Source organism: Bacillus sp. FMQ74 (genome assembly GCF_001875785.1).
In the GTDB taxonomy this organism is placed as follows: Bacteria; Bacillota; Bacilli; order Bacillales; family Bacillaceae; genus Bacillus; species Bacillus stercoris.
Genome location: NZ_MOEO01000001.1, coordinates 343,714 through 370,393, shown reverse-complemented (window position 1 = coordinate 370,393; position 26,680 = coordinate 343,714). Strand labels below are relative to the sequence as shown.

Annotated in this window: 36 protein-coding genes; 6 read left to right on the top strand and 30 right to left on the bottom strand. The window is 45.4% G+C overall.

Annotated elements, in window-relative coordinates; genetic code table 11:
* Positions 1–485 precede the first annotated feature (485 nt).
* From BLL41_RS02020 to BLL41_RS01915, 21 genes are all read right to left on the bottom strand, one after another.
* Positions 486–626: a hypothetical protein gene (locus BLL41_RS02020; RefSeq protein ID WP_014479557.1), complete on the bottom strand. Its 141-nt coding sequence runs from the start codon at positions 624–626 to the stop codon at positions 486–488.
* Between the two features lie 41 nt (positions 627–667).
* Positions 668–1,114, bottom strand: coding sequence for a phage tail assembly chaperone (locus BLL41_RS02015; RefSeq protein ID WP_063335092.1), 447 nt, complete (start codon positions 1,112–1,114; stop codon positions 668–670).
* Between the two features lie 92 nt (positions 1,115–1,206).
* Entirely contained in the window at positions 1,207–1,650 is a 444-nt protein-coding gene (locus tag BLL41_RS02010) for a phage tail tube protein (protein ID WP_071576613.1), read from the bottom strand.
* A gap of 1 nt (position 1,651) precedes the next feature.
* A complete protein-coding gene (locus BLL41_RS02005; RefSeq protein WP_021479470.1) occupies positions 1,652–3,052 on the bottom strand; it encodes a phage tail sheath family protein in 1,401 nt (466 codons plus the stop codon).
* Positions 3,049–3,267, bottom strand: coding sequence for a YqzN/YkzM domain-containing protein (locus tag BLL41_RS02000; RefSeq protein ID WP_003232679.1), 219 nt, complete (start codon positions 3,265–3,267; stop codon positions 3,049–3,051). The genes BLL41_RS02005 and BLL41_RS02000 overlap by 4 nt, the downstream gene beginning before the upstream one ends.
* A 3-nt stretch (positions 3,268–3,270) precedes the next feature.
* Positions 3,271–3,711, bottom strand: coding sequence for a phage tail terminator family protein (locus tag BLL41_RS01995; protein ID WP_071576612.1), 441 nt, complete (start codon positions 3,709–3,711; stop codon positions 3,271–3,273).
* 12 nt (positions 3,712–3,723) lie between these two features.
* On the bottom strand, positions 3,724–4,209 hold the full coding sequence (locus BLL41_RS01990; RefSeq protein WP_071576611.1) for an HK97 gp10 family phage protein: 486 nt from the start codon (positions 4,207–4,209) through the stop codon (positions 3,724–3,726).
* Positions 4,206–4,562 (bottom strand): YqbH/XkdH family protein, encoded by a 357-nt coding sequence (locus tag BLL41_RS01985; protein ID WP_042974265.1) that lies wholly within the window; start codon positions 4,560–4,562, stop codon positions 4,206–4,208. The genes BLL41_RS01990 and BLL41_RS01985 overlap by 4 nt, the downstream gene beginning before the upstream one ends.
* Complete coding sequence (gene yqbG, locus BLL41_RS01980; protein WP_071576610.1) at positions 4,559–4,942, bottom strand: protein YqbG; 384 nt, start codon at positions 4,940–4,942, stop codon at positions 4,559–4,561. The genes BLL41_RS01985 and yqbG overlap by 4 nt, the downstream gene beginning before the upstream one ends.
* Before the next feature lie 21 nt (positions 4,943–4,963).
* The gene (locus tag BLL41_RS01975) at positions 4,964–5,899 is read right to left on the bottom strand and encodes a phage major capsid protein (protein ID WP_003232690.1); all 936 of its coding nucleotides are present in this window, start codon (positions 5,897–5,899) and stop codon (positions 4,964–4,966) included.
* A gap of 25 nt (positions 5,900–5,924) precedes the next feature.
* A complete protein-coding gene (locus BLL41_RS01970) occupies positions 5,925–6,752 on the bottom strand; it encodes an XkdF-like putative serine protease domain-containing protein (RefSeq protein ID WP_071576609.1) in 828 nt (275 codons plus the stop codon).
* A gap of 19 nt (positions 6,753–6,771) precedes the next feature.
* Positions 6,772–8,259 (bottom strand): phage portal protein, encoded by a 1,488-nt coding sequence (locus tag BLL41_RS01965; RefSeq protein WP_071576608.1) that lies wholly within the window; start codon positions 8,257–8,259, stop codon positions 6,772–6,774.
* Between the two features lie 3 nt (positions 8,260–8,262).
* Positions 8,263–9,564 carry a PBSX family phage terminase large subunit gene (locus BLL41_RS01960; protein WP_071576607.1) on the bottom strand — a complete coding sequence of 434 codons (1,302 nt, stop codon included), beginning with the start codon at positions 9,562–9,564 and terminating at the stop codon, positions 8,263–8,265.
* A complete protein-coding gene (xtmA, locus tag BLL41_RS01955) occupies positions 9,561–10,358 on the bottom strand; it encodes a phage terminase small subunit (protein WP_071576606.1) in 798 nt (265 codons plus the stop codon). The genes BLL41_RS01960 and xtmA overlap by 4 nt, the downstream gene beginning before the upstream one ends.
* A gap of 117 nt (positions 10,359–10,475) precedes the next feature.
* Positions 10,476–10,985 (bottom strand): sigma-70 family RNA polymerase sigma factor, encoded by a 510-nt coding sequence (locus BLL41_RS01950; RefSeq protein ID WP_071576605.1) that lies wholly within the window; start codon positions 10,983–10,985, stop codon positions 10,476–10,478.
* Between the two features lie 114 nt (positions 10,986–11,099).
* A complete protein-coding gene (gene xtrA / locus BLL41_RS01945; RefSeq protein ID WP_071576604.1) occupies positions 11,100–11,306 on the bottom strand; it encodes a phage-like element PBSX protein XtrA in 207 nt (68 codons plus the stop codon).
* Positions 11,303–11,653 (bottom strand): phage portal protein, encoded by a 351-nt coding sequence (locus BLL41_RS01940; RefSeq protein WP_071576603.1) that lies wholly within the window; start codon positions 11,651–11,653, stop codon positions 11,303–11,305. The genes xtrA and BLL41_RS01940 overlap by 4 nt, the downstream gene beginning before the upstream one ends.
* An 84-nt stretch (positions 11,654–11,737) precedes the next feature.
* Positions 11,738–11,905 carry a hypothetical protein gene (locus BLL41_RS01930; protein ID WP_071576602.1) on the bottom strand — a complete coding sequence of 56 codons (168 nt, stop codon included), beginning with the start codon at positions 11,903–11,905 and terminating at the stop codon, positions 11,738–11,740.
* Positions 11,905–12,705 (bottom strand): ATP-binding protein, encoded by an 801-nt coding sequence (locus tag BLL41_RS01925; RefSeq protein WP_071576601.1) that lies wholly within the window; start codon positions 12,703–12,705, stop codon positions 11,905–11,907. The genes BLL41_RS01930 and BLL41_RS01925 overlap by 1 nt, the downstream gene beginning before the upstream one ends.
* Positions 12,605–13,441, bottom strand: a complete 837-nt coding sequence (locus BLL41_RS01920) for a phage portal protein (protein WP_071576600.1) — start codon at positions 13,439–13,441, stop codon at positions 12,605–12,607. Before BLL41_RS01920 ends, BLL41_RS01925 begins: the two co-directional genes overlap by 101 nt.
* On the bottom strand, positions 13,428–13,607 hold the full coding sequence (locus BLL41_RS01915) for a hypothetical protein (RefSeq protein ID WP_071576599.1): 180 nt from the start codon (positions 13,605–13,607) through the stop codon (positions 13,428–13,430). Before BLL41_RS01915 ends, BLL41_RS01920 begins: the two co-directional genes overlap by 14 nt.
* Positions 13,608–13,785: 178 nt before the next feature.
* On the opposite strand from BLL41_RS01915, the gene xre reads away from it, so the two are divergent.
* Both xre and BLL41_RS01905 read left to right on the top strand, forming a co-directional pair.
* Positions 13,786–14,127, top strand: a complete 342-nt coding sequence (gene xre, locus BLL41_RS01910; RefSeq protein WP_003232719.1) for an HTH-type transcriptional regulator Xre — start codon at positions 13,786–13,788, stop codon at positions 14,125–14,127.
* Between the two features lie 162 nt (positions 14,128–14,289).
* On the top strand, positions 14,290–14,886 hold the full coding sequence (locus tag BLL41_RS01905; protein ID WP_071576598.1) for an ImmA/IrrE family metallo-endopeptidase: 597 nt from the start codon (positions 14,290–14,292) through the stop codon (positions 14,884–14,886).
* Between the two features lie 43 nt (positions 14,887–14,929).
* Here BLL41_RS01905 and BLL41_RS01900 read toward each other — a convergent pair whose 3' ends face one another.
* Positions 14,930–15,766, bottom strand: coding sequence for a manganese catalase (locus tag BLL41_RS01900; RefSeq protein ID WP_071576597.1), 837 nt, complete (start codon positions 15,764–15,766; stop codon positions 14,930–14,932).
* A gap of 76 nt (positions 15,767–15,842) precedes the next feature.
* Positions 15,843–16,445, bottom strand: coding sequence for a poly-gamma-glutamate hydrolase family protein (locus BLL41_RS01895; protein WP_071576596.1), 603 nt, complete (start codon positions 16,443–16,445; stop codon positions 15,843–15,845).
* A gap of 104 nt (positions 16,446–16,549) precedes the next feature.
* On the opposite strand from BLL41_RS01895, the gene BLL41_RS01890 reads away from it, so the two are divergent.
* Positions 16,550–16,927, top strand: coding sequence for a PH domain-containing protein (locus BLL41_RS01890; protein ID WP_014479546.1), 378 nt, complete (start codon positions 16,550–16,552; stop codon positions 16,925–16,927).
* A gap of 36 nt (positions 16,928–16,963) precedes the next feature.
* Here the strand turns inward: BLL41_RS01890 and BLL41_RS01885 are convergent, their stop codons facing one another.
* The gene (locus BLL41_RS01885; protein WP_071576595.1) at positions 16,964–17,917 is read right to left on the bottom strand and encodes an N-acetylmuramoyl-L-alanine amidase; all 954 of its coding nucleotides are present in this window, start codon (positions 17,915–17,917) and stop codon (positions 16,964–16,966) included.
* A gap of 121 nt (positions 17,918–18,038) precedes the next feature.
* Between BLL41_RS01885 and BLL41_RS01880 the strand changes: the two genes are divergently transcribed.
* Positions 18,039–18,293, top strand: a complete 255-nt coding sequence (locus BLL41_RS01880) for a YciI family protein (protein ID WP_071576594.1) — start codon at positions 18,039–18,041, stop codon at positions 18,291–18,293.
* A gap of 30 nt (positions 18,294–18,323) precedes the next feature.
* Here the strand turns inward: BLL41_RS01880 and phrA are convergent, their stop codons facing one another.
* Positions 18,324–18,458, bottom strand: coding sequence for a phosphatase RapA inhibitor PhrA (gene phrA / locus BLL41_RS01875; RefSeq protein WP_071576593.1), 135 nt, complete (start codon positions 18,456–18,458; stop codon positions 18,324–18,326).
* Positions 18,448–19,584 carry a response regulator aspartate phosphatase RapA gene (gene rapA / locus BLL41_RS01870; protein WP_083427901.1) on the bottom strand — a complete coding sequence of 379 codons (1,137 nt, stop codon included), beginning with the start codon at positions 19,582–19,584 and terminating at the stop codon, positions 18,448–18,450. Before rapA ends, phrA begins: the two co-directional genes overlap by 11 nt.
* Positions 19,585–19,820: 236 nt before the next feature.
* Between rapA and BLL41_RS01865 the strand changes: the two genes are divergently transcribed.
* A complete protein-coding gene (locus tag BLL41_RS01865; protein ID WP_014663624.1) occupies positions 19,821–20,285 on the top strand; it encodes a DinB family protein in 465 nt (154 codons plus the stop codon).
* 224 nt (positions 20,286–20,509) lie between these two features.
* Positions 20,510–21,274 (top strand): sulfite exporter TauE/SafE family protein, encoded by a 765-nt coding sequence (locus BLL41_RS01860; protein WP_071576591.1) that lies wholly within the window; start codon positions 20,510–20,512, stop codon positions 21,272–21,274.
* Between the two features lie 38 nt (positions 21,275–21,312).
* Here the strand turns inward: BLL41_RS01860 and BLL41_RS01855 are convergent, their stop codons facing one another.
* The 4 genes from BLL41_RS01855 to BLL41_RS01840 all read right to left on the bottom strand — a co-directional run bounded on the left by BLL41_RS01855 (position 21,313) and on the right by BLL41_RS01840 (position 26,680).
* On the bottom strand, positions 21,313–22,806 hold the full coding sequence (locus BLL41_RS01855) for a UxaA family hydrolase (protein WP_071576590.1): 1,494 nt from the start codon (positions 22,804–22,806) through the stop codon (positions 21,313–21,315).
* Entirely contained in the window at positions 22,803–24,245 is a 1,443-nt protein-coding gene (locus tag BLL41_RS01850; RefSeq protein ID WP_071576589.1) for a tagaturonate reductase, read from the bottom strand. The genes BLL41_RS01855 and BLL41_RS01850 overlap by 4 nt, the downstream gene beginning before the upstream one ends.
* Before the next feature lie 77 nt (positions 24,246–24,322).
* Entirely contained in the window at positions 24,323–25,324 is a 1,002-nt protein-coding gene (locus BLL41_RS01845; protein WP_071576588.1) for a LacI family DNA-binding transcriptional regulator, read from the bottom strand.
* 87 nt (positions 25,325–25,411) lie between these two features.
* Entirely contained in the window at positions 25,412–26,680 is a 1,269-nt protein-coding gene (locus BLL41_RS01840; protein ID WP_071576587.1) for an MFS transporter, read from the bottom strand.

The following is a 26,680-nucleotide window of genomic DNA, read 5'->3' as shown; positions in this document are numbered from 1 at the left end:
ACGTGATCAATCACGCGTATCGTAACAGAGTAACCATTTTTAAGTGCAGTTTCCATATAGCGCTGTATTTTTTGCACAGCCGGCAACACTTGATCTTCTGCACTCAGCATAATCGTAAAGCCTTTAAAACCTGCAACGAGCTCTCTTAATCGTTCAAACTTTTCGGTTGCTTGGTCACTAGCATCTATTTTAATAGATACAGAGGACGGCAATCCCTGCAATTGAACATTAACCTGTTGAATGACACTGCTGGCTTTATCCTCAGCTGAAATGGAGATCATTTGGGCGCCAAGCTTTTTCTTTAATGATTTTTGTATGTGATCAATTGTCCTTAATACAGTTTTGCTTTCTTTTCGTATATCAATAGCGCTTTTTCGGTGCACCATTTTTCTATATTTTTCAAGCGCTCTAAACCCATTCTGTATCTTTCTTAGCTTTTTGCTTACCCGGTCTTCCATGTCAAATCTTGCTGTCAGCTTTGCCAATTACGATGCCCCTCCTTTCTTTGCTTGTTTTTCAAGGAGATCGAGCTTATAGCCGATCAGTCCATACAACAGCGCTTTGTAGTTTCTGGGCGCTTCGTAGAGCGCTAATAAATCTGATGGGGAATAGTGAAGCTCGTGCATCGCATAGTAGAGATACACGGCTTCTTTATGCCCATCCTTGATTAGTTTTTTACTTCTTCTTCTAGATCCTCTAATTCATCTTCAAACCCATTAATCTCAATCGCTTTGTTTAACCAGTTCGCATACTCGCCTCCAACTGATAGGACGCGTTTTGCAACTTCTACCGGGTCGGCCGTTTTGTAAGCTTCTCGAAGCTCTTTTGAACGGAAGTCCGGATAAACGGTTGATTCAACTGCGATTCGGGCATAAAAACGCTGGCTGTCTAAATCTTTAACACGGCCTCTGCCTTTGACATTTTTATACGTTGTTGTTTCTTTCTCCAATTCATCAATACGCTCCGTTGTGATCGCTTTAAAAATAAATGGCACGATGTTCCCTTTTTTATCAACAAAACGCTTTGAGATCGGCACTTTGATTTCCTCAGCTTCAATTGTTTTTCCCGGCATAAAAAAGGAAAGATCATATACGTTTTCGTTCTTCTCGCTCATGTAAAAAACTCCCTTGTCTATTGTTTGGTTTCATCTTGTAAAAAAACAGACCTTTCTGAGAAAGGTCTGCGTTTGGGCTGATTCAGCTTTTATTAAAACGTTTCAGATAGCTTTTCAGGGACGTCGAAGTCTTCGAATGTAAATGGAACTTCTTCCTCTAACGCTTCTGAATCGACATCAAGGCTTGCGATTTTGGCAGAGTCAAAGTTGACGTCGTACAGCGTGACTCGCTCTGTGCCCCGGCCGGAGGATTGATCATCCAGCACGGCTTGGAGTGTGAAATAAGGGTCGCTGCCTTTTTTGACATAGTCCATCATCAATAGCACGAATTTTGATGTGACTTTGTAGAACGTCGCGGTCCCTGTTCCATTTGCCCCTGTTGTTTTATGGCCTGTCATGCGGCGGCCCATAATGTTGACTTCAGACTTGTTTTTCTCAACGTTTGCTTCAAATGTTTTGATGTGCGCCATTTCCTCACCATCGAGAAATAAGCGGCCTTCTTTTCCTGAGATTGTGTTTTGTGCTTTTAATGCCATATTAGTTTACCTCCACATTAAAGTAGAATTTTTCTGCTGCGTCGACAGGCTGAACAGCCAGGTCAATCAAGAAGCCGTCACGATCTTCATTCATTGAAATTGTGATATCTTCATCGGAATCAAAGCCAGTGATGCCGCCCGCATCCTGAAGCGTTGTCATGTATTGCGTGATCATCGTTTTTACATACTGCAGTCCGTCTTCAGATGCCGGGATATCGCTTCCGCTGCCTTTTCTTGATTTAATTAAGGCTTTCAGCTCGCGTGTTAAATCATTATTCACAGCATCCAGGACACGAACGATTTTGTTTTTCGCAAATTTCTTGTTTTTCTCAGCTGTGAACGTCACGAGTGAGTTAATATCCTTTTCTACACTGACGGATTTATCGCGGGCGTCGAATGTGAATAAAAATTCACCTTTGCCCAGACGTTCAACAATCGTATCGTGGTCAAGGCGGTGTAACACATCAACGGCGCCTTCGTACTCTACAAATGTGAGTGATTGGTTAAAGGTTGCTCCTGCACTCGCCCCAGCTACCCAAGCTGTTGCTTTGTCCGGTGTAACTTCCGTGCCATCTTCAAGCAGCACACCCTCTGTTACGTTGATGATGCCTTCATAATCACCGGCATAATTGGCTGTGACGCCTTGCACTTTTTGTCCTTGGCCGTCGCGCAGGCGTTTAATGAAAGCAGCAAACGTCGCCTTCAACTGGTCACCTTCTGCAACAGGCAGCGCAATCACATCAAAGCTCTCCGTTTCAGCCGCGGCTAAGAAATCTGTATAGTCGGAGTTGACAGGGGCTTTATCCGTACCGCCGGATAAACGGATGCCCGCGGATGCATTCAGCGTCTCAGCTGCAGTGTCTCCTTCTGATCCAGTGAGAGGAATCGTTGAAGAAAGATCGCCTGTTCCGGTAAAAGTGACATAGCCGTTAGCTGTTAATTCTTCAGCCTTTTTGACAGTCTGTTTATCAACCTCTGATTCGTCCATATATGTTGTCACATCGAAAGAATCAGCATCCAGCACATTTTGATTGATGCGGATGATAATGTCATTTCCTTTTGTTCCGCCATATACCGCAGTCGCTTTAACGCCTTCAGCAATATCAGCAGACGCTCGGACGCCTTCGGTTAGACGGTACATCAATACCGTTTTCGCATTTTTCTTCGCTTCACGCAGCAGCAATAAAGACGGGTCATCAATGCTGAGGCCCACTTTTTTGTTTAGGTCTTCCACGCTGGAAATGGAGACGAACGTTTTCGCTTCGCCCCAGCTTGATGCAACCGGAAGTGCGACTGTTCCCCGTTCACTGAGTGATACCCGCTCCTGTGCCGTCGTTTTAAAGTTAAAATAAATGCCTGCACGTTCTTTTTCTTTGCCTGTTGTAAATGTTCCGCCATTCATGATGACATGACCTCCTTGGTTAGAAATGTTTGAATCAATTGGTTGGCTTCTGATTTCGTCATACGTGGTTGATCCACGCCAAATAAAGCCCCCTGAAGAATATCCGGCTTAACGCCGAACAGTTCCTTCGCGTGCTTAATCAAATCCGCTGTATCAAATAGAGCTTCCCGGCTCTTTGTATGTACAGCCTTCTTCTGTTGTTTGTCCTTTGACACCGTTTATTTCACCCCGCTGTTCATGTCGATATCCTGTAAGGCAGGCTGTTCTGTTTTGTGATAATAATATCGGCTGCTCCACCTGATCACCATGACCGCCTCGCCCCTGTCTCCTACCCTTGTCTCGATTCGGGAGATGCGAACCATATCCCCCGTTTTCTCGCCGGATTCACTCAGCAGCGGAACCATATTTCTCGCTTCTCTGATGGCATCAGCGAGCCTGTCCGCTTCATCCAGCGCCTGAACGGAGTCATGATGAAACAGCTTCACATTGAGACTGTAGGTTTTTTTAAATGTGGAGACCGTATCTGTTTCCTCGAAAACAGATGGCGATGGGACGTATAACGACGGCACCTGAAAGTGATCAGGAAGCTCGCGTTCATAAATGGGAACAGACCACTGGCTGTACAAAAATGCCATGATCGATCCTGTTTCACTGTTCATCCGGCTCCTCCTTTACAGCTTCTTCAGCCACTGGCGCAGTTTGCTTTCCAGCGATTTTTCAAACAGCTGTTCATATAAAAGCAGCGCATGATCCCAGTAGCCCGTGCCCGAGATCCATTTTCTCTTGAGCGCCATTCCCGTTGAAGCCGCGGGATCATAAATAAACCGTGAGCCTTGAAAATGCCCCGGCACCCATCTCACATCTTGTTTTGACGTCCAATGGCCGTCATTCAGAAATGAAGCGTAATCAAGCTGTGTCCCCACCTCAAGCGAAAGACCGCCGCTTTGCACAATCCAGAGATTGTCCTTTGCGCCTTTCTCAAAGGAACTGAGCAGTTTTTCTGTATCAATCGTTTGTGTGCTGATGAGTTCAGATTGGACGATCTCCAGAAAATCTTGCCCGCACTCCTCAAGCCACCGGGACGCCTGTCTGGAAAAACCGCCTGAAGCCGCTTCTTTTAATGCCGTGTTCAGCTGTTTCAATCCCGCTATTTTCATAGGCTTTCATCCCTGACTGCGACGACCTCCCAATGATGATGTCTGATCCTTTTCGGCAGCTTTAGTATATATTTATGATTCTCCCAAATGATTTTATCGTTCACGCGGATGTCCGCTGACAACGGAAAATGGACGAGAAAGCTATGATATACAGTTTGATCCGGCTCCTCCTGAATCAGCTGCTGCGTTTTTTCGGTAAAATAACAAGGGACATCTTGTTCATCGGGTGTGTCCGGATATGAAATCACCGGCTGCAGCCTGTCTGCCGGAATCCCAAATCGGCCTGCAGACGGCGCTTGGGCTGCTTCATGATAAATGTCGCAACGGTGAATGAGCATCTGCTTGTAGCTCATAAAGATCTCACCTTCAGTCTGGAGGATTCAGGGACGTAGCCCGGTATGATAAACTCCTCGAGCAAATGATATACCTCTGGCCGCTGAATACCGCCTTCTCCGGAAACCGTGTAGGAATAATCCCCCATTTTCTCAGACTGATAGCTTGATGAAGCAGATTCATCGCTATTGACAAGCGCAAAATACTGGGCAAGCTTTACTAAAGCCAACTTCGCCTTACCGGGCAACGGATCATACAAGCTGTCTTCAAAGCGGTGCCCCGTGATGAAAGCCGCTTCTGCCTCCGCCTCGATGATATCCTGCGCCAGCAGTTCCTCCGGCCTGTTTTTCACACGATCATAGACCGAATAGGAGGCTACGTCAGTCGGTTCAATGAGCATGAGCTGACCACCTCGTTTCTATTATTCTTTTACGTTAATTAATTTCGCACAGGCATCCTCTTCCTCGAACTTGCTGTCGAGCTTAGCCGTTAAGACAATAATGAATTTACGGGAGCGGATGTCTTTGTCGACTTCAATTCGGATATTGCGGGAGAAGCCGAGAATGATATTTTTCGGATGTGTGAGAATGATATCAGAAGCGTCATATTGAGCGTCTCCTTCACCGACTGTGTACGGCTGAATATTGGATACCCCTTTGACCGGCACGCCGAATGCTGTTGACAAGCCGCCCTGAACAGCCTGGTCCCCAAGGTTTGTCTGGCGGTCTGCCACGCGGTCCTTCCATTCAACTTCTAAGCCGTGAGACGTATAGAATCTGAATTCCTGAGGGATGCGCAAATATTTTGGCGGAACTGCCTTTAAGCCTTTCTTGAATGTCGCTCTGGACAGTTCTTCACCGTTCATGTCAACGATATGGGAAACCGCCTGTTTGCGGATGCCGTCCAGCTGTGCCAGATACGGATCAGCTGATGCTGTATCGCCGTTAACGATCAGCTCTTCAATATCAACGGCTGCGCGCTCTGCTAAAATTTGCATGATTGTCTGCTGCAGGCCGTCTTTTTCAATATTGTTTTCAAGTGTGTCATACGTAATGTTGATTTCCGCAATGACTTCCTTTGTGTTCAGCTGGACCGTGCTTGTCGTAGGAACTGTCAGCTCGTCGTTTGACAATGCTTTTCCTTCTTGCGCAGCCCGCAGAATACGCTGGCCGAAGCCGATTTTCTCAAATTTTTGCGAGTCGTTTTCCATTTGAATCACACGGGATTCACTAAAGATGGTCGGCGTGTTTTGCACCATGCGGATAAAAGCCGATGCTTGCGCAGGGTTCATAAGCCCGCCGCTTTTTAAAGCAGAAAGCGACATTTCCGCTTTCCGAATGATCTCTTGATTTCTCAATTGATTTCCTCCTCCTTGACTGGTTTTACAGCAGTCCGCTCCAGATTGATTTTTTGACTTGCTCTGTATTGCCGCCCGTATCGTCCGCTGTCTGCTTAGACGCGCCTCGCGCTTTTTCCAAAGCCTCGATGCGCTCGATCAGCGGGGCAAGCATGTCTTCAACGAGCTTTTTCAGACGCTCGTCATCACCCGTCTGCTCCGGCTTTTCCTCCGTGTCTGTGTTTTTTTCAATCCGCTCAAGCCGTTTGAGCAGAGGGTAAAGCGCATGCTCGAATGATTCTTTCATGTCTTCTTTTCTCATTTCTTCAGTCTCCTTCCCTGTTTTGTCAGCAAGCATTTGCTTGAATACACTGAAGAATCCCGCTTTTTCAACCGGTTCTTCCTCATACACATCTGCAGTGCCCGCCATGCTGTAGCCGGTGATGATTCCAGCCTTGATCTGTTCCCACACCTCGTCTGACGCTCTTGTCACGAGCACCCATGAGCCCTTTGTAATCCGCTTTGACCCGATCATAAAATCATCGGGCGCCACATAGGACTCGACCACGACGCCGGTTCCGCCCTCAAAGCTGTGATTGATATCAATCTCCCGTGCTTCCGCGAGAAAACCGTGCGCCGCTTTTTCAATTTCCTCGGCGGTCATAAAATCACCGTGGGCATCAGGAACATCAGGCTCATACACGATTCCGTACACGAGCTTTTGTTCATCCTGCTCACTTTTTGTAAACAGCCGAACCTTTTTTTCAAATGACGGAGGCCCGGCTGACTTCGTAAAGAAAAATTCAGTCTGGTTAGCCGCCTTGTCCACATAACTGACAAAGCTGATCTTGGCATTCCTTAATTCGCGCGCCACCTGCTTGATTCACCTCCCTTCAGGACGTTTTGATAGCTTCAATGCTTTCTTTCAGCTCCTGCATAAGCGCAGACAGGTTTGTCTTTTCCGCATCCTGTCCTGCAGGCCGTTTATAAATGTCCTCCGGCCACTCCTCAAGTGTTTTGCCAAGCACCCGTCCGGCAAGGTCGCGTAAATCATTCGGCGAGACCGCTCCTGCTGTAATAAAAGGACCGAGCACCTTCGCAATCTCAAGCGGATCACGAAAGTCCGGTCCTTTTAATGTCAGCCTGACGTCATGGATATTCAGCTCCGGCAAAAGCAGCGTATTCAGTTTATTCACGAGCGTTTTTCGCTCCGGCTGAAAGACCTGCTCCTCCGTAATTTTTCTCGCCGTATCAGCTGTCGCCCGGTTGTATTCCTGGGCCTCGCCTGTATACAGCGGCGGGAGGCGGAACGCCGAACGCAGCTTATTTCTGCTTTTTTCATCGTATTCAAGAAACAGGGCGTCGTTTTGGAGAATTTCCGCCAAGGATTTGATTTCCACGGAAACCGGCGTAATATCCTCGCCACCGTGAAGATCCTTCTCTTTTGCGATACCTTCCGCTTCAATCAAGAGAAATTTATGGGCGTTTTCAACGCCTTCAAGATCGTTCATGTATTCCTGCAGCTCCCGGTAAGAAGCTTCAGACAGCATCCCGTTTTCCACTGTGATGGCAGCAGGGACGTGACGCCCCTGCTTAAAATACATAAAATTGAGTTCTTCTGCTTTTCGGGCTCCGTATAAATTAACAATATTGCCGATCCAGCGGGGCACACCGTATACGCCGCTTCCGATTTTGAGGTGAATGGCTTCATTTGCTTGATACTTCTCTGCCAATGTGTTTACATATTCACCAGTGCGCATATCCATTTTTCGCGGATCGCCGTATTCTTTAAAAAATACTTTCTTTCCATTGATCATCTGCACGTATTTTCGGAAGCATTTTTGCCTTTTGATCCTTTTCATTTTCCCGTTTTCTTCATATACAAATGAGACCTCAACAGGCTCGCCGGCTCCACATACACGCATATATTTCACATCTAAATATTCGATGCCGGCCGGTTTTCCCGCCCCGTCGCGAAGCACTTCCATAAAGCCGTTGCCTGTTTTTTCTCTGTCTTCGATGGCATATCCTAAAATCATTTCGGCTGATTCATCAAAGTGAAGACATTTATAAAAGGCTTCGAGTCTGGCCCAGTCTTTTTCCGCTCTTTTCTTTTTTGCCTGATCGACATCACTCGCGTTGACATCAAATGTGTACTCAACATCAAATCCAAAACCCGTAATATTCACTCTGTACGCATCAATGCATTGCTGAAGAATGGTCGAGTATTCGGCAATGGTTTTGAGCTCGAGGATATTATAGGGCGGAGCGATAATGTCCTCTCCGTACAGCTCAGAAAAGTCATCTTCGTAGATTTGCTTTGTCTGAGGAGCGGCGGCATTGGCTTTGAATACAGTTGCTCTGACTGTTTGATTGTGCATGATTTATGACCTCCTCCTTTCCCGGTTCGGCCGGATTCGTTTGTGTGCTGTCTCTTTCATATCAGCAACCTCATAATCATCAAGCGCATACCAAATGGCAGAAAGTGTATGCGGGTCAATCGTGAATTCATCCTCTATCAGAGCCCCGTTTTTATCTTTAGCATACGTCAGCGTTTTGAGCTCATAGATGACATTTTCACAGCGGTCCGAACAGAAGATTTTTTTGAACCGTTTTACCTTTTTGGTATATTGAAGCCTGGAGCCGGGAAATTTTCTGGCTCCAACCATCCGAAAGCCCTGCTGGCGGAAATATTGGATGCTTTTCGGCTCAGCCGAATCGGCTTTGATCAATTCCTGTGTATCGATAAACTCACGGAGCTCCTCAGCCGTCCTGTCATCTGTCATTTTGTTTTGATAATACTCCCAATAAATGTAGAGGTATTTTTTTTCAGGATCGACAGCAAGCCGGACGACGGCATTATAGGATTCCTCGAATCCAAAATCCATGCCTGTACGAAAAATTGGCTTGCTGATGGCTGCGATACATTTTTTTACTTGATCATGCGGGAGTACCTCGAACTGCGGCAGCACCCTGATCCCGTTGACGCCGAATCGTCCTTTGCGGGCAATCCGGTACAGGTCGGGATCATACTCTTTGAGTCCGTCAAGCTGTTTCACATAGCTTTCCGGGAGAAAAAGATTGTCGTTAGCGGTGGAATGATGGTAATACGTATCTCCCTTCACAATCGTCCGCTTTTCGTAAAGCTCGCTGTCATCAAGCACAAACCGTTTATTGCGTTCATCCCGAAAAAAATGCCGGTACGTCCAATTGGAGGTGCCGACGGGATTGGTGGTACAGATCATATGAAGCTTTAGCTCAGGATGGCGAAGACGTCCGATTAATTCCTTGAACCCCTCATACTTCACCTCTGAGCACTCTTCAATCCATATTAATGAAATGTTATGAACCGATTTTAATTTTGCCGGATTGTCCATTCCTTTGAACATGATCCGGCTGCCATTGTGAAATCGCAGCTGCAGCGGGGAAGAAAGAGATGCCACAGCCTTTCTGAGACCGAGCTCTTCGATCACCTCTTGAAACAAGGCGAAGGTCGAATCCCGGTGGGTATCGAACACCTCCCGGATCACAAGGGCGGTCCGTTTTTCCTTCAGCAGCTTTAGCACGATTTTCAATGCGGTATGATAGCTTTTGGATGAGCCGTAGCCGCCGACAAGAAATTGGTACGTCTGCTCCCAATTGAACACGTAATCTTCGAAATGAGGATTGATTTCTTTTACAATCATGACTTGCCCTCTTTTCGTTTGATCATAATTTCAATCGGCTCTTGGCTGTCATCTGTTTTCTCCGCTTTTTGTTTGGCAAGCTTCAATTTCTCTTTTTCAATTTTTTGTTTAAATTGATCCGGAAACAAATCAAAATATAGGGACAGCTTCTCAAGCGCCTTCATTTTATCTGCAAGCTTGATGGCAATGCCTTCTTTGCCAAGCTTTGCTTCCGTCACAATGGTGCCGTCAACGAGCCCGGAGTCTTTGACATCGACAAAGCTGATTTCCTTCATAATCGGGTTATCATCTTCATCAAACAGCGGACCCGATTTCCCGACAGCCTGGATCTCTTTTTTTCCAAAGGTCACATAGTCCGTAATATCCGCAAACGCGATCTTGATATAAACCTGCAGCACATCCATCGCTTCAATAAACATCTCATTGACCATTTCTTTTTTTATGCGTCTGATTTCAGCAGCGACCTTTTCGTTTTTTAAGAGCCGGCTGCCCGTCACATGAGCGCTGTCCGGAGAATAGCCCGCTTTGATTGCTGACTGTGTGGCATTGAAGCTTTTGACGTAATACAGGCAAAACAGCCGCTGGCGTTCATTTAATTCATCGTTGTCTATAGGAAGCTGTATTTGTTCGTTACTGGACTCAGAAAACAGGGCCTCTTTCCATTTGTCTTGTTTTTTCCAAATGCCGATTGTTTTCGCGGAAACACCAATTGTATCCGCGATCGCCCGATTAGTGATGTTTCCTTGATGTTGTTGATAGATTGCTAATGCTTGTTCGCGAAGTTTTGTTTTCATGCTACGGCATCACCGCCACCTCCAGCATGGATGTTTATTCATAAAAGCGGCTGATTATCCCAGCCGCTTATGTGTCATGCTCTATTCACTTATAGGTGGCAAACGTATGACAAGCTTTCAGGCAAGTGATCGATTCAATTCTTCCTGCTGTCTTTGCATCTTTAAAATCGCCCGTTTGATCGTCGTTTGCACTGTCGATTTTTTCACGCCGAGAAGATCAGCGATCCGTTCATAAGAAAAACATTCTACCTTATGCAGCAAAAACATTTCCTTTTCTCTGTCCGTTAACAGGGCTAATGCTGCCCGAATTCTCTCTCTGTCTTCTTCTGATACCTGTCCGTCCGGCTCAAACATCATAGCGCTGGAAAATGATTCGATGATTCTCGGATCTTTGATCATCAGCCGCTGGTACGCATCACGCCGGTCAATTGCCCGTCTGATGCCGGGCTGCCTTCCTTTTTCAAGCCATTCTGTTACATATTCAAGATCAGTAATCATATTTCTGATGATTTTTTTATCCTTCAGCTCTTCAGCTGAGAGTACGGATTCATCTGCTTCAGCGAGCGGTTTATATTGTGTTCTTGTTTGTTTGAGCGTGCGTTTATATTCAAATAGCAAGTCTTGCATTCTATGATCCTCCTCATTTTTGGCAATAAAAAACGGACACCAATCAACGCACAAATGCTGTGCAGTTGATCAGTGTCCGCAGGCTTTCCGTCTTGGACGTATTCTGTTTTCGCTTTAATTTAATTTGTAGCCGATTTCAAATTCCACACGGGCAAGGTCGCCCTTTCTTGTTTCAACGAGCGTTTTCCCATGCTCCGGCGCTTCTGTAATCCATGCTTCTTGCTTGATCCCGTCCACAATAATGACACGGATTTTTCCGCCTTCCAGCTGGCTCTCCAGCGTGATGGAATCAATATGCAGCAATTTTTTAGGATGCATCATGTTTCTTTTCCTCCCTTTTTCGGTGCAGCGCTTGCTTCGGCTTTTTCTAACAGCTGAACGATGCGCTCCTTTGAATGAACAGAATTTCCCTTCAGAAAATCAAGTGCTGCTTTAGACGCTTCCAGCAATTCAGGCGCAGCGGCCATCAAAGCGGCATTGCTTATTTGCGAATAAGAGCTGAGGTCAAATACAGCGGCAATCAGCCGCCCGTTTGAATACGGAAATCTTTCTTTTTCTTCTTCACTGTAAGCTGAATAAATATAGATCGGTTTTGTATCCCCGCACGGGACAGCACGCCACGGCGCAGGGCTTTTCTCTGTCTGTTTTGTTTTTTCCAACACTTTCACTTCCCGTCGTCCTTATACCATTGTTCAATGTTTTTTTCTGTTCGCTTTGCCCGAAACAGCAAAGCGATCAGGGCCGTCAGCTGTTTAATCACGGACATTCAGCCTCTCTTTTCCCGCTGTCAGCATTCGCTCCAGCTTTTGAATGACAGGCGTTAAATCAGTACCGGACCGGCAGTTCGGACATGGATGAAAAACGACTCCAATCCCTGTATGCTCCACAATGACTTTCTTTGTTTGACAAAGCTTGCACATTATCTGACGCCCTCCAATCTATGGTTCAGCTCGTAGGCTGCCCCTTTGATAATCACTAAATAGTCACTGCACATTTCGTAGATTCTCGTGCCGAGCGCTTCATCGATCCGTACAAGTGCTTCAATTGTCAGCTCGCTCGAAAGCAAAATCGGTTTATGATTTAAGTAGCGGTAGTTGAGTACCGAATACATTTGCTCTAATTGCCAATCTGTAGCGCGGGGTTTGCCGTTAACCGGTTTAAACAGATCATCTATGAACAGCACATCCGCTTGCTTCATCCGGTTCAGCTTTGCTTCTAATAGGTCAAAGTCATTTTTCAGATCGATAAAGCCCTCCACAAACGGAAAATAAATGACAGGCACATAGCAAGTTCTCATTAATTCATTGGCAGCGGCGGTCAAAAGGTGCGTTTTTCCTGATCCGGGCTGTCCTAGAAGGGCAATGCTATTTTTCCGGCAATCCTTGATTTGTTCATAATCGGCAACATACTCTTTTGTACACTCAAATGCATCTTTTATGGCCTGCGGCTTTCCCTCCGTGCGGAATTCCTTGAAACCCAGCTGTCTGAAAGCGTGGGTAATCTCACTTGCCCCCAGCAGCCGCTTCACTTTTCGTTCTGCCATGCAGCTGCACATCGTCCAGACTTCCAGGCCATTCTGCCTGACGAGATAACCTCCCTGATCCTTGCAGCGCAGGCAATCATACCTGCTTGCGTCTGATTCGGCCGGTTTGTCCGCCAGTAATGGACGTCTCCCTCTTCTCAGCTCGTCCAAAATCTGTTCGATTGTTCGTTTTGTCATGTTTTTTCATCCTCTCATGCTGAATTGCGGCATTTTTTTTGGCTTGCTGCGCGTTAAATCGGTCTTCAATGAATTTCGAGCAGTAGCGAAAAGCCTTGATTGTTTCTGAAGCGGAAGTCCGCCGGTTTTCAAAAGCTTGAAAGCATTCCTCAAGCCATTTGATTGTTTGTGTGACAGGAACGCCGATGGCAACAATGCGGGCGATGGCTTGATAATCTCTTGAGGAAGGATACACGGTGCGTCCTTCTTGAGCCGACCGTAATTGTGCAAACCGCTTCGCAATGTGATCCACTGCCTCATCAGCAGCAGTATATGTGTTTGTTTTATCTTTATCTGTACGGTCGCTTGTGTCCGGTGTCTGCGGCGAAAATGGCCGTTCTTTTATACTCCGGTGTACAGTTTTGTCCGATCTGAAGGTGAATTTTTTGGAATGCTTGACCGAAATCATCAGTCCGTATGGCGCACGGACGGCCTTTATGTACTTATGGGTTTCGAGAAGCTCCAGCCACCTTCTGACAGTTTTTTCACTTACACCGAAGACTGCCGCCATTTCTCTCGCTTTTAACGGCTTATGGCCGAGTACGATGCCCCAGCTTACGCCGTCTTTTTCGATTTCTTTTGTTGTTGAGCTGATAAACCAGAGAAACAGCCATAGCGCTGGTCCAATTTTGTCATAATGTTCTGAATTCAATAACCCTGAATACGTAGGAAAAGGATAGCTTTTATCGTTTTTCATTGCACGCTGCGTCTCCTTTTAACATCATGTAGGCTTGAAACTGCTCTTGCGTTTCAAACTGGAACACCGGAAGGCCGCAAGCCGTAAACGAAATGGTGCCGCCGGATTGTCCGAGATGGCGCTGATCTATGGGATTTTCACTAAAAACAATTTGGATTGGATACATGTGATCACTCTCCTGATTTGTTTTCGATACATTTCGTATCAACTGTTACCAAGTATAAACGATACAATCTGTATCATCAAGTTATTTTTGATACTTTTTTTATCATAACTTTATTTTGATACATATTGTATCTATAATCATAAGTAACTTAGGGAGTTTAAAAAAGAGAGGTCATAGTATGATAGGCGGCAGATTGAAGAGTCTCAGAGGGAAAAGGACACAGGAAGAAATCGCATCTCACATCGGTGTGTCACGGGCACGATATTCCCACTATGAAAACGGGCGAAGCGAACCTGATTACGATACACTCCAAAAGCTGGCTGATTACTTTCAAGTAACGACTGATTACTTATTAACGGGTAAAGACAAAAAATCCGACGACGATATGTTCTCAGATCCGGACCTGCAGCTTGCGTACCGCGATATGCAGGATTTTTCCCCAGAAAGCAAACAGCAGGCCATCGAATTTATCAACTATTTAAAAGAAAAAGAGAAAAACCGCAAACCGAAAAATAAATAAATCGTTCTCTGTTCTCTAAAACATATAAAAAATAGACCGATATAAAGAAAAAAGTGTTTATTTTTTAAAGAAAAGGGAAAGATTTCTACACTACTTTCCAGTCCTATACGGGCTTTTCTTTCTCGCTAAAAACAGAACACACGTTCGAAAGGGAGTATTCAATTGGGCGATTACTTATCACATCTGGAGGAATACGTTAAAAATTTGTACAGCCGTCTGGGCATCACATCCCCTCATCACATTGACATGCTGAAAATCGCAAAGGACCTGGATATTTGGGTGCATTTTGAGGATATGGGGAGCATGATGGTAAAATACGACGGCATGTACAGTATCGTATTGAACCAAAAAAAGTCACGGGAAGAGCAATGGGAGGATTTTGGCCATGAGCTATGCCACGTGTTAAAGCATGCAGGCAATCACTTTCAGATGAACAAGCTCTTCAGAGAACTACAGGAATTTCAGGCGAATCAATTTATGTACCACTTCTGTGTGCCAACCTTTATGCTGTTGCAGATGGAACTGCCGCAATGGAGAAGCCAGGCACTCGCCACAATTGCGGCGGTATTCCGGGTAACAAAGGAATTTGCTGAAAAAAGGCTTGACATGTTTGAACGGCGTAAAGCAGGTATTCAATTTCAGAAGCGGCTCGCTTATTTATTATCTCACAAGCGGCCAAATGCGTACGAGGAAAGCGATCAGCAGCACTTGCAAGTCGCAGAGGAAAAAGCATTCTATCATGTCGGCAAAAACATCTGATCCAAAAGGGCTGGGGACATTTATCCTCAGCCCGGCAGAGATATTAATATTTTGACATCGGTGGGATTGTATTCTGCAGCCACATTGGCGCCGGTTTAAGATGAGGCGCAGATGCGAACGCAATCGGAGCCGGGATATACCTGAATTCACCCCGGCCGTCGAAGGCTTCCCCATGTGCCCATCTTCCTTGTGAGCTTTCATCCCCCCTGGAAAAGTTAAACAGGTCATAGGAGACTTCCTGCTTTTCGAGCTCACGCGGAAACGTCGTCGGGACGACAATATCCCGTTCTCTTTCCTCCAGCTCTTTAATGGCCGCATACCACATATTTTGATGATAAGTATCCCTTGCAATCAAAAATGACAGCATATCTCTTACCCCTGGATCATCTGTCATGGCATAAAGCCGCGTCACCTGAAGGCGTCCTTGGGCCTCCGCATTTAAGTTAGCGCGAAAATCGGCCAGCAGATTTCCGCTTGAGATAATGTATTTTGCATTCCACGGATAGCCCTCACTATCGGATGCCATCGCACCCAATCCGGACACAATCGCGTGCTGAGGATTCATCCCTGACATTACTGCTGCAATAGCGGGATTGCTTTTATAAGCATCCTCCTGTACATCTGCGGGTGCATTGTCCAGAAGTCTGGAAATCATCGTTGCAAGCATTTCTACGTGCCCAATCTCTTCGGTCCCCACATCATATAACAAATCTTTATACTTAGCGTCCGCCCTGCAGTTAAACCCTTGAAACAAATACTGCATCATGACGCTAATTTCACCGAATTGGCCGCCGAGTACCTCTTGAAGTTTTTTCGCATAAACCGGATCGGGATGAGCTGGCTTTGCTTGATATTGAAGCTCTTTTATATGATAAAACATGAATCATTCCTCCCTACACTTTCGCACAACCCCAGCGTATGAAGGAATAGGCCGACCGTGCAGGTCCCGTCTAGTTTTATTTATAAAAGCCAAGCTTGACGGCTTCCACATATCGATCAAACAAATCGTTTTGTATGTAGCTTTTATCACGGCACCCAAAATTGCAGAACAGCGCGTTTCTTTGTGCAGTGCTCACCTCCAATTGCAGCCCCATTTCTCTTTTCGTCCGATTGACAATATTGTTTGGATGTACACCTGCCAGCCGGTCTTTCTCACTAGTGAGTTCGGCGCTGAAACCCGCTTCATTCAGACGTTCACAAATGAGCTTGGCTTTTTTGCGATCCGCCCCGCCGACCAATGTATGCGGAATGTTTGGATCATCATACCCGTGAAACGCTAATGCGTAATCATGGGCATTCACTTTTTCTAAAGCCAACGGCTCATCAAAACGAATGCTAGTGAGATGCAAGGAACGATTGTTTCGCTGTTTTACACCCTCAAACAAATAAATGGAACATCGATCGGAAAATGCCCGCACCAGTTCACTGACGCCAGGCTCAATTCTGCCGCCGTGGGGACCGAGGACGATAAGTTCACTTCCGTTTTTTTCCTCATAAATAATCCGGTACTCCGATTCAGAAGCAGAAAGGGCCGCAAAGCTGTCATACCTATCTTTCATTTTGAACGCCCTCCTTTTCCAGTCAGCATCAGTTTACTCTACTCATCTATGAATGAAAACCTTTTTATAGTATGATTTGATAGAATACGGACAGGAGGTATATGATGGGATTTATTGATGGATTACTCGGCAATGCGTCAACACTGTCAACGGCTGCTGTGAAAGAAGAGCTTGCACATATTTTACTTGAGGGTGAGAAGGTTGAAGCCGCGTTTAAGCTAGTTCGCGATTTGATTGTCTTTACTGACAAGCGGCTTATTCTTGTAGATAAGCAGGGAATCACAGGCAAGAAAACGGAGTTTCAATCAATTCCGTACAAAAGCATTTCCAGATTCAGCGTGGAAACTGCCGGCCGCTTTGATCTCGATTCAGAGCTGAAAATTTGGATCTCTGGCGCGGAACTTCCCGCCGTCTCAAAGCAGTTTAAAAAAGATGAAAGCATTTATGATATTCAAAAGGTGCTTGCCGCAGTTTGTATGTAAGATGAAAGACGGAAGCTTCACAGCTTCCGTCTTTCATTACAGCTTTTCCTCCAGCTTCACTTTCGTCTTCGGACCGTAAATCCCATCAGCCGTTAATCCGCTGACAGACTGAAAACGTTTGACTGCATTTGCTGTTTTCGGGCCATATACGCCGTCAATGCCGTGATTTTTCGCTCCTTTATCAGGATAAAAATAAAGGGCGGCTAAAGCGTCTTGCACCTGCTTCACTTTTGTCCCTTTCGTCAGCGGGCTTGTCACTTTAATAACCCCGGATGGGAGTGGATATGAGGATGCGGCATGACTTATAGAAGCAGATGCCGTCTGAGGCAGTTTGATCACTTGTCCGACTTTAATGTAATTCGGGTCAGTGATATGATTTATGCTTTGCAGCGTTTTCACACTGACTCCGTGTGATGCGGCAATCCCTGACAGTGTATCGCCTTTTTTCACATGATATTCAGACGCCGAAGAAGTGACTGCTGCCTTTTTCGCTGATACGCTCCCGTTTAATTCCTTTTCAATCGCCGCCTTCACTTGATCCCAGCGCCCCTCTGATAAAATGCGGTGCGGGCAGTACTTTCCGTTCCAGTCCTGATGCTTTCTCACCCGATCGATTCCCCAGCCGCGCTCCTTTAAAAGCTGTGCGACAAATGAAATCGCTAAGGCTTCAGCTGCCTCATACTTTGGACCTCCCGATTTGCTGTAACAAATCTCAACGCCAATTGATTTGCGGTTCCCCGGACCGTTTGTGCCGTCACCTGTGTGCCAGGCGTTTCGATCAAGCGGCAGACCTTGAATGACCTCTTTATCATCGACCGCAAAGTGAAAGCTTGTCGAGCTTGTGTTCCCGATCATATAGCTGATTTCATTGGCCGCTGACGCATCGTTTGCCGTGTTGTGGATGGTAATGTATTCAGCCGACATTGCGTTCGGACACTTCAATGCGTATTTCGCCTCAGAAACCAAATTTTTCTTTACTGGAATGCTCACCTATCATCTCTCCTTTTCTTTTTTCATAAATAGGTGGCATTCGTAGGACGAAAAGCTCATATCATCTATCACCGCTATATGGTTAAATGTGTTAAACTGAAGTTCAATGGAGGGTCTGAATATGCATACATACTTAATGCTCACAATGAGAACGGAGAAATTTAATCAGGAGCATGTGGCTGGGCACTATGAGTTTCTGGACCGCTTACAGGCAGAAAAGCGCTTAAAAATGTTTGGGCCATTTAGCGACGCCACAGGCGGAGCGTATGTCATCGAAGCAGGTTCGCTGGAAGAGGCAGCGGAAATCGGGCATGCAGATCCGCTGGTGGCAAGCGGATCTTCTGAGCTGACGATAAAAGAATGGAAGCTGAAATAAAAAAGACCCCCTAAGGGTCTTTTTTATGCATCATGTTTGATTGCGTGCTGCAATATGAAATGTTTTCTCCTCTGTGTTTGCTGTGTCACCTGCATGAACCATCACCTGAGTAAAACTGAACCCGACCGCAACGAGCAACAAACCTGACATCCATTTAGATTTCATATAAACAATCTCCTCTCTGGATTTGTTTTTGTGCGTGCACCATTTTCTCGTAAAATGACAGTGCTTTTTCCGGCTGTCCGTTTTCTATATAGAATTGGGCAGCATCATGCGCCAGCTCTTCAATATAAGGATACAGCATATGTTCTTCAAGAAATTGAAAGGTATGTGAGACTGATTCTGTGTCAATGTTTTTTCCGTATAACGCATGTAAAAATTGAAAAAGCTCCACAAATAATTCATCACTGTATTGACGGGCGATTTCCAATCCTTCATGATATTTTTTATGCGCTTCGGCATCATTTTTTTGTTTATACAGAACTTGTGTTAAAGAGTAGATAGAATGCGGAAGATTATCGAACTTTTCCGACTTGCAAATAGAAACAGATTTCTCAAAGTATTCGGCTGCCTTTTGCAGTTCACCCATTTTCTCATAGCAGTTTCCGAGATTATATAGGGCAGAACTGATCAGGCGGGGATTGCCTTCTTTCTTTGCAAGATCTAAAGCCAGTTCTAAGTGGGGCAATGCTCTTTCTGGATACTGCATATCATCATAATTACCTGCAATAACGAATTCACATTGGATTCTGCGGACGGTGTACGTTTCATACATTTGGTATGTTTCTAATGCCTGAACAGCGTAGCTCATCGAAACATAGGTTTGTTTTAAATTGTAAAAAATCTCAGCCATTTTAAAAGCAAACTCGGCTTTCTCAATATCATCCGAGACGAGGGCAAGATTCTTTTCTGCCCGTTTATAATACATCATGGCACTGACAAACATCTTCTGCTTAAATTCATACATTCCTCGAAAAAAATTAAAGTAATATTCGAGAAGCCCTGTCAGCTTGTACTGATTCCCTTCGATGTCTTCTAATAATTCTGAAAACTCCAGCTGCGACGTGTCCTCTCCAAAAGGCTTAATGTAATCCAGCATGACACGATGCCTGAACTCCATTAAAGAATAATACAGCAGCAAATCTTGGTCTTCTTCCATATCCTCAATTTCTCTTTCTACTTCGAGCTTGACCCGTTCGGCTTCAGCGACGTGGAACTGCCGGATATGAGTATACCATTCATTAATTTTAAGCCCGACATAAGAGGACGGAATCGTCTGCTTCATCCTCAATTAATCCCCCCTTTTGAGTTACCCGAGATATGTCATATTTTATCATATTTACAAGAAAAAGAAGAACGCAAAATAACCGCAATTGTCGAATTTCGGCTAACCGCAACAAAAAGAATAAATGGAGAACTTCCACACACAGTAATTTGTTTCATCCCACAGCATATTACTTGTGAATTCGTAACCGTTGATATAGGATTTCATTGCACCATTTATTTTTACATATGGAGGAGATCATAATGAGCCAATCCAATCAAATTGTCAGCCATTTTTTATCCCATCGAAACGTGACCAATGAGCTTGCTGAAAAAATCAGCCAAGACCATTACAGCTACAAACCGGCAGAAACATCAATGTCAGCGGAAGAATTGGTCAAACACATTCTTACGTCTTTCCACTTGTTCGCAAATGTCATTAAAGAAGGCAATGCTTCACCTTTTCAAAACAAGCAGGAAGAAACAGAAACCGATCTCAATGTTCTGGCAAAAACATATACGGACAAAACGGTCGCTATCCTTGAACAGCTGACTGAAGAACAGCTGGACAGAGAAATTGATCTGACATCCGCTTTCGGCAGAAAAGTCACAGGCCGCGCGCTGCTTCAGCTTGCAATGGAACATGAAATTCACCATAAAGGCAACCTGTTCGTTTATGTGCGGGAAATGGGCCATACAGAGCTTCCTTTCTATCAGCAGCGCATGTAGCGTACACGAAAAAAAGATACCTGTTAAAAGGTATCTTTTTTTGTGCTTCCGCCTCACTTCCCGGTTTCGACCAGACACTCATTATAGGGCAAATGAATAAAGATATGGAGCATACCAAAATTTCAAGAAGCTAACGTACAAAAATTCAAAAAATTTAATTGATTAACGTGATCTAATCATATATAATCTGATAAAAATAGTCGGGTTTTCAGGAGGCCTTTATCATGAGTGTAAGCATCATATTAATGGGTTTGTTTGTCGGAGCCTTAGTCGGATTGACGGGTGTGGGCGGAGCCGCCTTATTGACTCCCCTTTTAATTGTGCTTGGAATTAACCCTTCCATCGCGGTCGGTACGGATCTTGTATATAACTCGATCACAAAGCTGTTTGGCGTTGCCTCCCATTGGCGGCAGAAAACGATTAACTTTCAATTGGTAAAATACTTAGCCATCGGCAGTATTCCGAGTGCTTCGCTAGCCATTGGCATCTTGCATTTGTTCCCCGCCTTCCACCAGCATCAGGAAGAAATTATTAAGCACGCTCTAGGATATGTGTTAACGCTGGTTGCCATTTCAATCATCGTTCGTTTGTTTTTGGATAGAAAGCTTCGTCCCAACCGCTGGCAGCTGATGCCGCTTGAAAATAAGCGGGCGCTGACGATTCTTATTGGTGTTGTGTTTGGGTTTATCGTCGGCTTAACATCAATCGGTTCCGGCTCATTATTTGCAATCGCCATGATTTACTTATTTAACATGAAAGCGTCTCAGATTGTCGGAACTGATATCGCGCATGCTTTTCTTCTCGTAACTGCAGCAGGCATTTTGAACGCAAGCTTTGGGAGTGTGGATTACATGCTGGCAGCTAATTTGCTCCTTGGGTCAATTCCCGGCGTGCTGATCGGAAGCCATCTTTCGCCTCGATTCTCCCCGCGTCCGCTGCAATTTATTATGGCGTCCATCATTTTAATCAGCGGTTTAAAATTGATTTAATGAAGAAGGCTATCCTCTTAAAGGATAGCCTTCTCTTATTATAGCGTCACACCCGATTTGAAAATGGCGAGTTCTCTGAAATCATTTTTTTCATGGTTCACAAGCTGACCGCTTGCCACCTCAATCATATAGTGGATAAACTCCCGCAGCACACACTCCTCATGAACATTATCCTCCGCTAAAAGGCCTGCGTTAAAATCAATCCAATGCGGCTTCGTCTCATACAGCTCGGTGTTTGTCGCTACCTTTACGGTCGGGACAAAGGTGCCAAACGGCGTGCCTCTCCCCGTTGTAAAGAGGACAATTTGGCAGCCGGCCGCCGCCAATGCGGAGGAAGCGATCAAATCATTGCCCGGCGCGCTCAAAAGCGTCAGCCCTTTTGTCTTGAGCACTTCCCCGTATTTCAAGACATCCGTGACAGGAGAAATCCCCGCTTTTTGCGTACAGCCCAGCGACTTATCCTCAAGTGTAGAAATGCCGCCCGCTTTGTTGCCCGGTGAAGGATTTTCATACACCGGCTGATCATGTTTGATAAAATATTGCTTAAAGTCGTTGATTAATTGAACTACCTTATGAAACACTTCTTCATTGGCAGCCCGCTGCATCAGGATGGTTTCCGCACCGAACATTTCCGGAACTTCCGTCAGCACCGTGCTCCCTCCCTGTGCAATGAGATAATCTGAAAAACGGCCAAGCAGCGGGTTTGCGGTTATGCCGGAAAAACCATCCGAACCTCCGCATTTCAGTCCTATCTTTAGTTCGGACAGCGGAATGTCTTCTCTCGTATCCCCTTTGGCCGCTTCATGTATTTCCTTCAACAAAGCAACGCCTGCCTCCATTTCATCGGTCACCGACTGGGATTCGAGGAACTTCACCCGATTCAGGTTTACATCTAGGAGTGCTTCCTTCATTTTTGCCAGTTCATTGTTCTCACACCCTAGCCCTAGCACCAAGACGCCGCCGGCATTTGGATGGCGAATGGCGTTCAGCAGGATTTGCTTCGTATTTTCGTGATCATCGCCAAGCTGCGAGCATCCGTATTGATGTTTCAACACGAGTACGTTATCAAATGGAGCGATATCCCCCGTTTCTCTGACAAAACGCTGCAGCATTTTTTCTGCTATCCCATTGACGCAGCCGACAGTTGGCACAATCCACAATTCATTGCGTACACCCGCATCACCGTTTTCTCTTCTAAAACCTTTAAACGTCCGGTTCTCATTAGAATACGGATTTTCATCAAATCTCGGTGTATAGCTGTATGATTGGATATCAGACAGGTTTGTTTTTGTATTATGGACATGAATATGCTCTCCGATGGATATATCTTGTGATGCATGCCCGATTGGAAACCCGTATTTGATGATGCTGTCGTTTTCTTTGATAGACTGCAATGCAATCTTGTGGCCTCTTTTTATATCATCCTTCACTTCAATCGACACGCCGTCCGTATGCAGCCGCTCTCCCTTTTGGATATCCCGCAGAGCAAGAAGGACATTATCTTGCTTATGAATCTTTATAAACGGCTTCAACGTACCTCTCCCCTTTGTATGCAGTATTGTTCAAGAGCCCGCTGAATGCCCAGCTCATGAATATGATTCAAGTAATCAGCGACTCTCTCAGTCAGCTTCGGTATCTCGTTGAGATCTGTCCCCCACAGCTGCTGTTCGCCTAACACTCTTGATGCAATCCGAAGCATATCTCCATTCTCCTGGCTCCAAACCTCTTTGAAAAATTGAAGAACAGCCGGATCATCCTGCAATCTCTCGTATCCCTGATAAAAATACAGAAGAGCGCTGAAAGAAAACACCAAGCGTTCAGGGAGCTGTCTCTTTTGTTCAGCATATTCCTGAAGAGTAGGCAGGTTTCTCGTTTTGAATTTGGAAACGGAGTTCAATGCAATGCTTTCCAGGTAATGCTTAATATACGGGTTTTTAAAACGGTTCAGCACATCGTCAGCATACTGAGAAAGACCTTCCATTTTTAAAACAGGAAGAATTTCGTCATCGATCAGCTCTCTTATAAACCGCCCCACTTCCGGATGCTCAACAGCATCCCGAACAGTTTTTAAGCCGTATAACAAAGCCACTGGCGTCATTGCTGTATGAGCGCCATTTAAAATTCTTACTTTTTTTGTCCGATATGGGGTGAGGTCGCTGACGATTTTTGTATTGAGCCCTGCAGCCGCAAAGGGAATTTCTTTTCCAATCCAATCCGGCCCCTCAATAACCCATAAATAATACTGTTCTCCCACAACTATCAGTTCATCTTGATAGCCCAGTTCTGTTGTGATCTCATCAATGCTGTCGACCGGAAAACCCGGGACAATCCGGTCTACTAAACTATTACAAAACGTATTGGCCTCATGAATCCACTGTGTAAATCCTTCCTCCAGCTTCCACAGATCTGCATAATGAAGAACCGTTTCCTGCAGCTTTTCACCGTTATTCTCGATCAGTTCACATGGGATCAAGACACACCCTTTTGTCTGATCTCCTTTAAAAGCCTGATAGCGGAAGTAGAGAAATGCAGTTAATTTCCCAGGGAATGTTTTTGGCGGCCTATCCTCTAAACGATCTTTTTCATCACATACGATCCCGGCCTCCGTCGTGTTGGAGATGATAAACCGCAGCCTTTCGCTTGATGCCAATTCCTTGTATGCCTCATAATCAGAAAACAGGTCAATTCCCCGGCTGATTGAGTTGATAATCATATGCTCGTTTACCGCTTCTCCGTCTTTCATTCCCTGTAAAAAAAGCGTATATAGCCCATCTTGCTGATTTAATCTTTTGATTTTTTCTGAGCCTCTTGGCTGGACAACTGCCACGCTCCCATTAAAATCAGTGTGTTGATTCAATTGATCAATCTGCCAATCGACAAATCCCCGAAGAAAGTTTCCTTCTCCGAATTGGAGAATTTTTTCTGGATACTGAGTATAGTGATCGTACACATGTTTATTCAGCTTCTGCACCCTTATTGCCTCCCTCTCCTTTTATGCACACGTTAACATTTTTCTGTGTTAAAGAATGCCCGCTGAAAAACGGGGCATCACGTCGTCAATCGTCTGACTGAATCACGCACTATGAATTCTGTGTTTTCCAAGATTTTTTCCGCCTTTGTTTCTGGCTCGCTGATCAGCGATAATAGTTTTTGCGCGCCGAGCACGCTGATTTTCTCCACTGGGCGCTTTACTGTTGAAAGCCTTGGCGTGATGTATTGTGAAAACCCAATATCATCAAACCCGATCACCGAAATATCATCAGGGACGCGCAGGCCCTTTGCGAATATCGCATTCATCGCTCCGATTGCCATGTCATCATTCGAACAAAAGACACCGGTTGGAGGATTCGCCAGCGCCAGCAGCCGCTCCATCGCTTGAAAGCCGCTCTCCATATCGTACTGTCCTTTGACACTGTATTCATGCTTGATCGGAATATGATGTTGAATCAGTGCGGATAAGTAGCCTTCCTTTCGCTGCTGGGCAGATTTAAAACCTTCCTTTCCCTCGATGATGGCGATGTTTTGATGTCCGTTCTTAATAAAGTATTCTACAGCTTCCTGGGAGCCCTCCTTGTCATTGGATAAAATATTCGTGATGGTGCGGTCATCAATGTCACGATTCAGCACGACAAGCGGAATGTTTTTTTCTCGTATATGGTAAATGAAAGAATTATCAATATCACTTTGGCTCATTAAAATGATGCCGTCATACCTCATAGGTGTAACGGAGTCATAGTTTTTCAGATCATCAATGCCGCGCACATAGAGATTGTAATCCTCACTTATGGCTTGATTGACGCCTTTGATTGTGTCTGCAAAGAAGCTGTGTGAGGTACCGTTTGTGATGCTTGTAAAGAAAAGCCCGATCGTATGTGACTTTTGCATCGCCAGGCTTTTCGCATTTACATTTGGTGTATAGTTGAGCTTCTCTGCGAGCTCTAATATTTTTTTCTTCGTATGGTCTTTGATGTAAGGGCTGTTGTTGAGTGCTCTGGAAACGGTTGTGTGGGATACGTTTGCGAGTTTTGCGATATCTTTTATGGTTACCATCTAATTCCCTTCCTTATCATACCGGCTGCGATTATTTACTGTATATTGTATCATCAAACATACCGCCTCTCCCACTATATTTCCAGATTAATAAGACACCGGATTCTCAGCTTCTGTTCCTGTTGGTTTGCCGATGATCGGACGGACAAAACGAATCACAGCGAGTGACGCGAAGACAGCTAATCCTCCGGCAAGCAAAAACGCTCCAGAAAACGTGCCCGTTTGGTCAACAATAAAACCGGTTAAAGCCGGGCCGATAATTCCTGCCGTGTTGGCGAGGAAATGCATGAAGCCGCCAACAGAACCGACATTGTTTTGATCAACCACATCTTGAATCACAGCCCAATAGATAGCACCTGTTAAATATAGAAAAAATACTGACAAAGCGACCAGTGTGACAGCGCCCGCAGTCGTTCCCACTACCCCCGCAAAACCAATCAGGACAGCCGATGAAAACAAACACGTGACAAGCACAACCTTGCGCGAGAACAGCACGCCTTTTCGAGACGTTTTTTTGTACACATAGTCAGAAACAAATCCTCCTGCCGCAAGCCCGATAAAGCCTAAAACCCACGGTATGACTGTGATAACACTCATCGATTCAACACTTAAGCCCCGCTCTTCGACAAGATAGCTTGGAAACCACGTCAAAAAGAAGAAGAGGATGTAGTTGTAAGCGAAAAAAGCGAACGCCGTGAACAGGACCGTTTTTTGCTTCAGGTAAAAGGTGAGCGGCATTTTTTCTCCAGAAGACGTTTCTGCTTTGATTGCCGGTGCTTCCTTCACCGTCTCTGACGGCTTTTCTTTGACAAACTTGAACCAAAGCACTGCCCATATCAAACCAATGATCATAATGAGAACGAAGGATAGCTTCCAGCTGAACACCACTGCAATCATGCCGACAATCGGACCGGAAATGGCTCCTCCGAGCGGCGTGCCGCTGTTGGTTACACCGATAACGGACGCCCGCTGGGTCGGCGGGAACCAGTTATTCACCATCTTGTTGATGGTCGCAGACAGCGGGCCTTCTCCCATTCCAAAGAGGATACGGATAATCAGCAGGCTGACAAAACCAAAAGCGAGGGCGACTGCTCCGCTAAACAGCGACCAAACGACCATCGCGACAAATAGGGTCAGTTTTGCCCCGTAGCGGTCGGATGCCACGCCCCCAAGAAAGTTAAAAATGGCATAACCAACCGAAAAACTGCTGAAAATCAAGCCCATTTGCGTAGCTGACAATGTGAGATCATCCTGAATAAAAGGAGCTGCAATGGAAAGCGCCGAGCGATCCAGGTAATTAATCACCCCTGCCAGGAACAAAAAAAGGATAATAGGAAGCTTATCTTTTGAAAACAT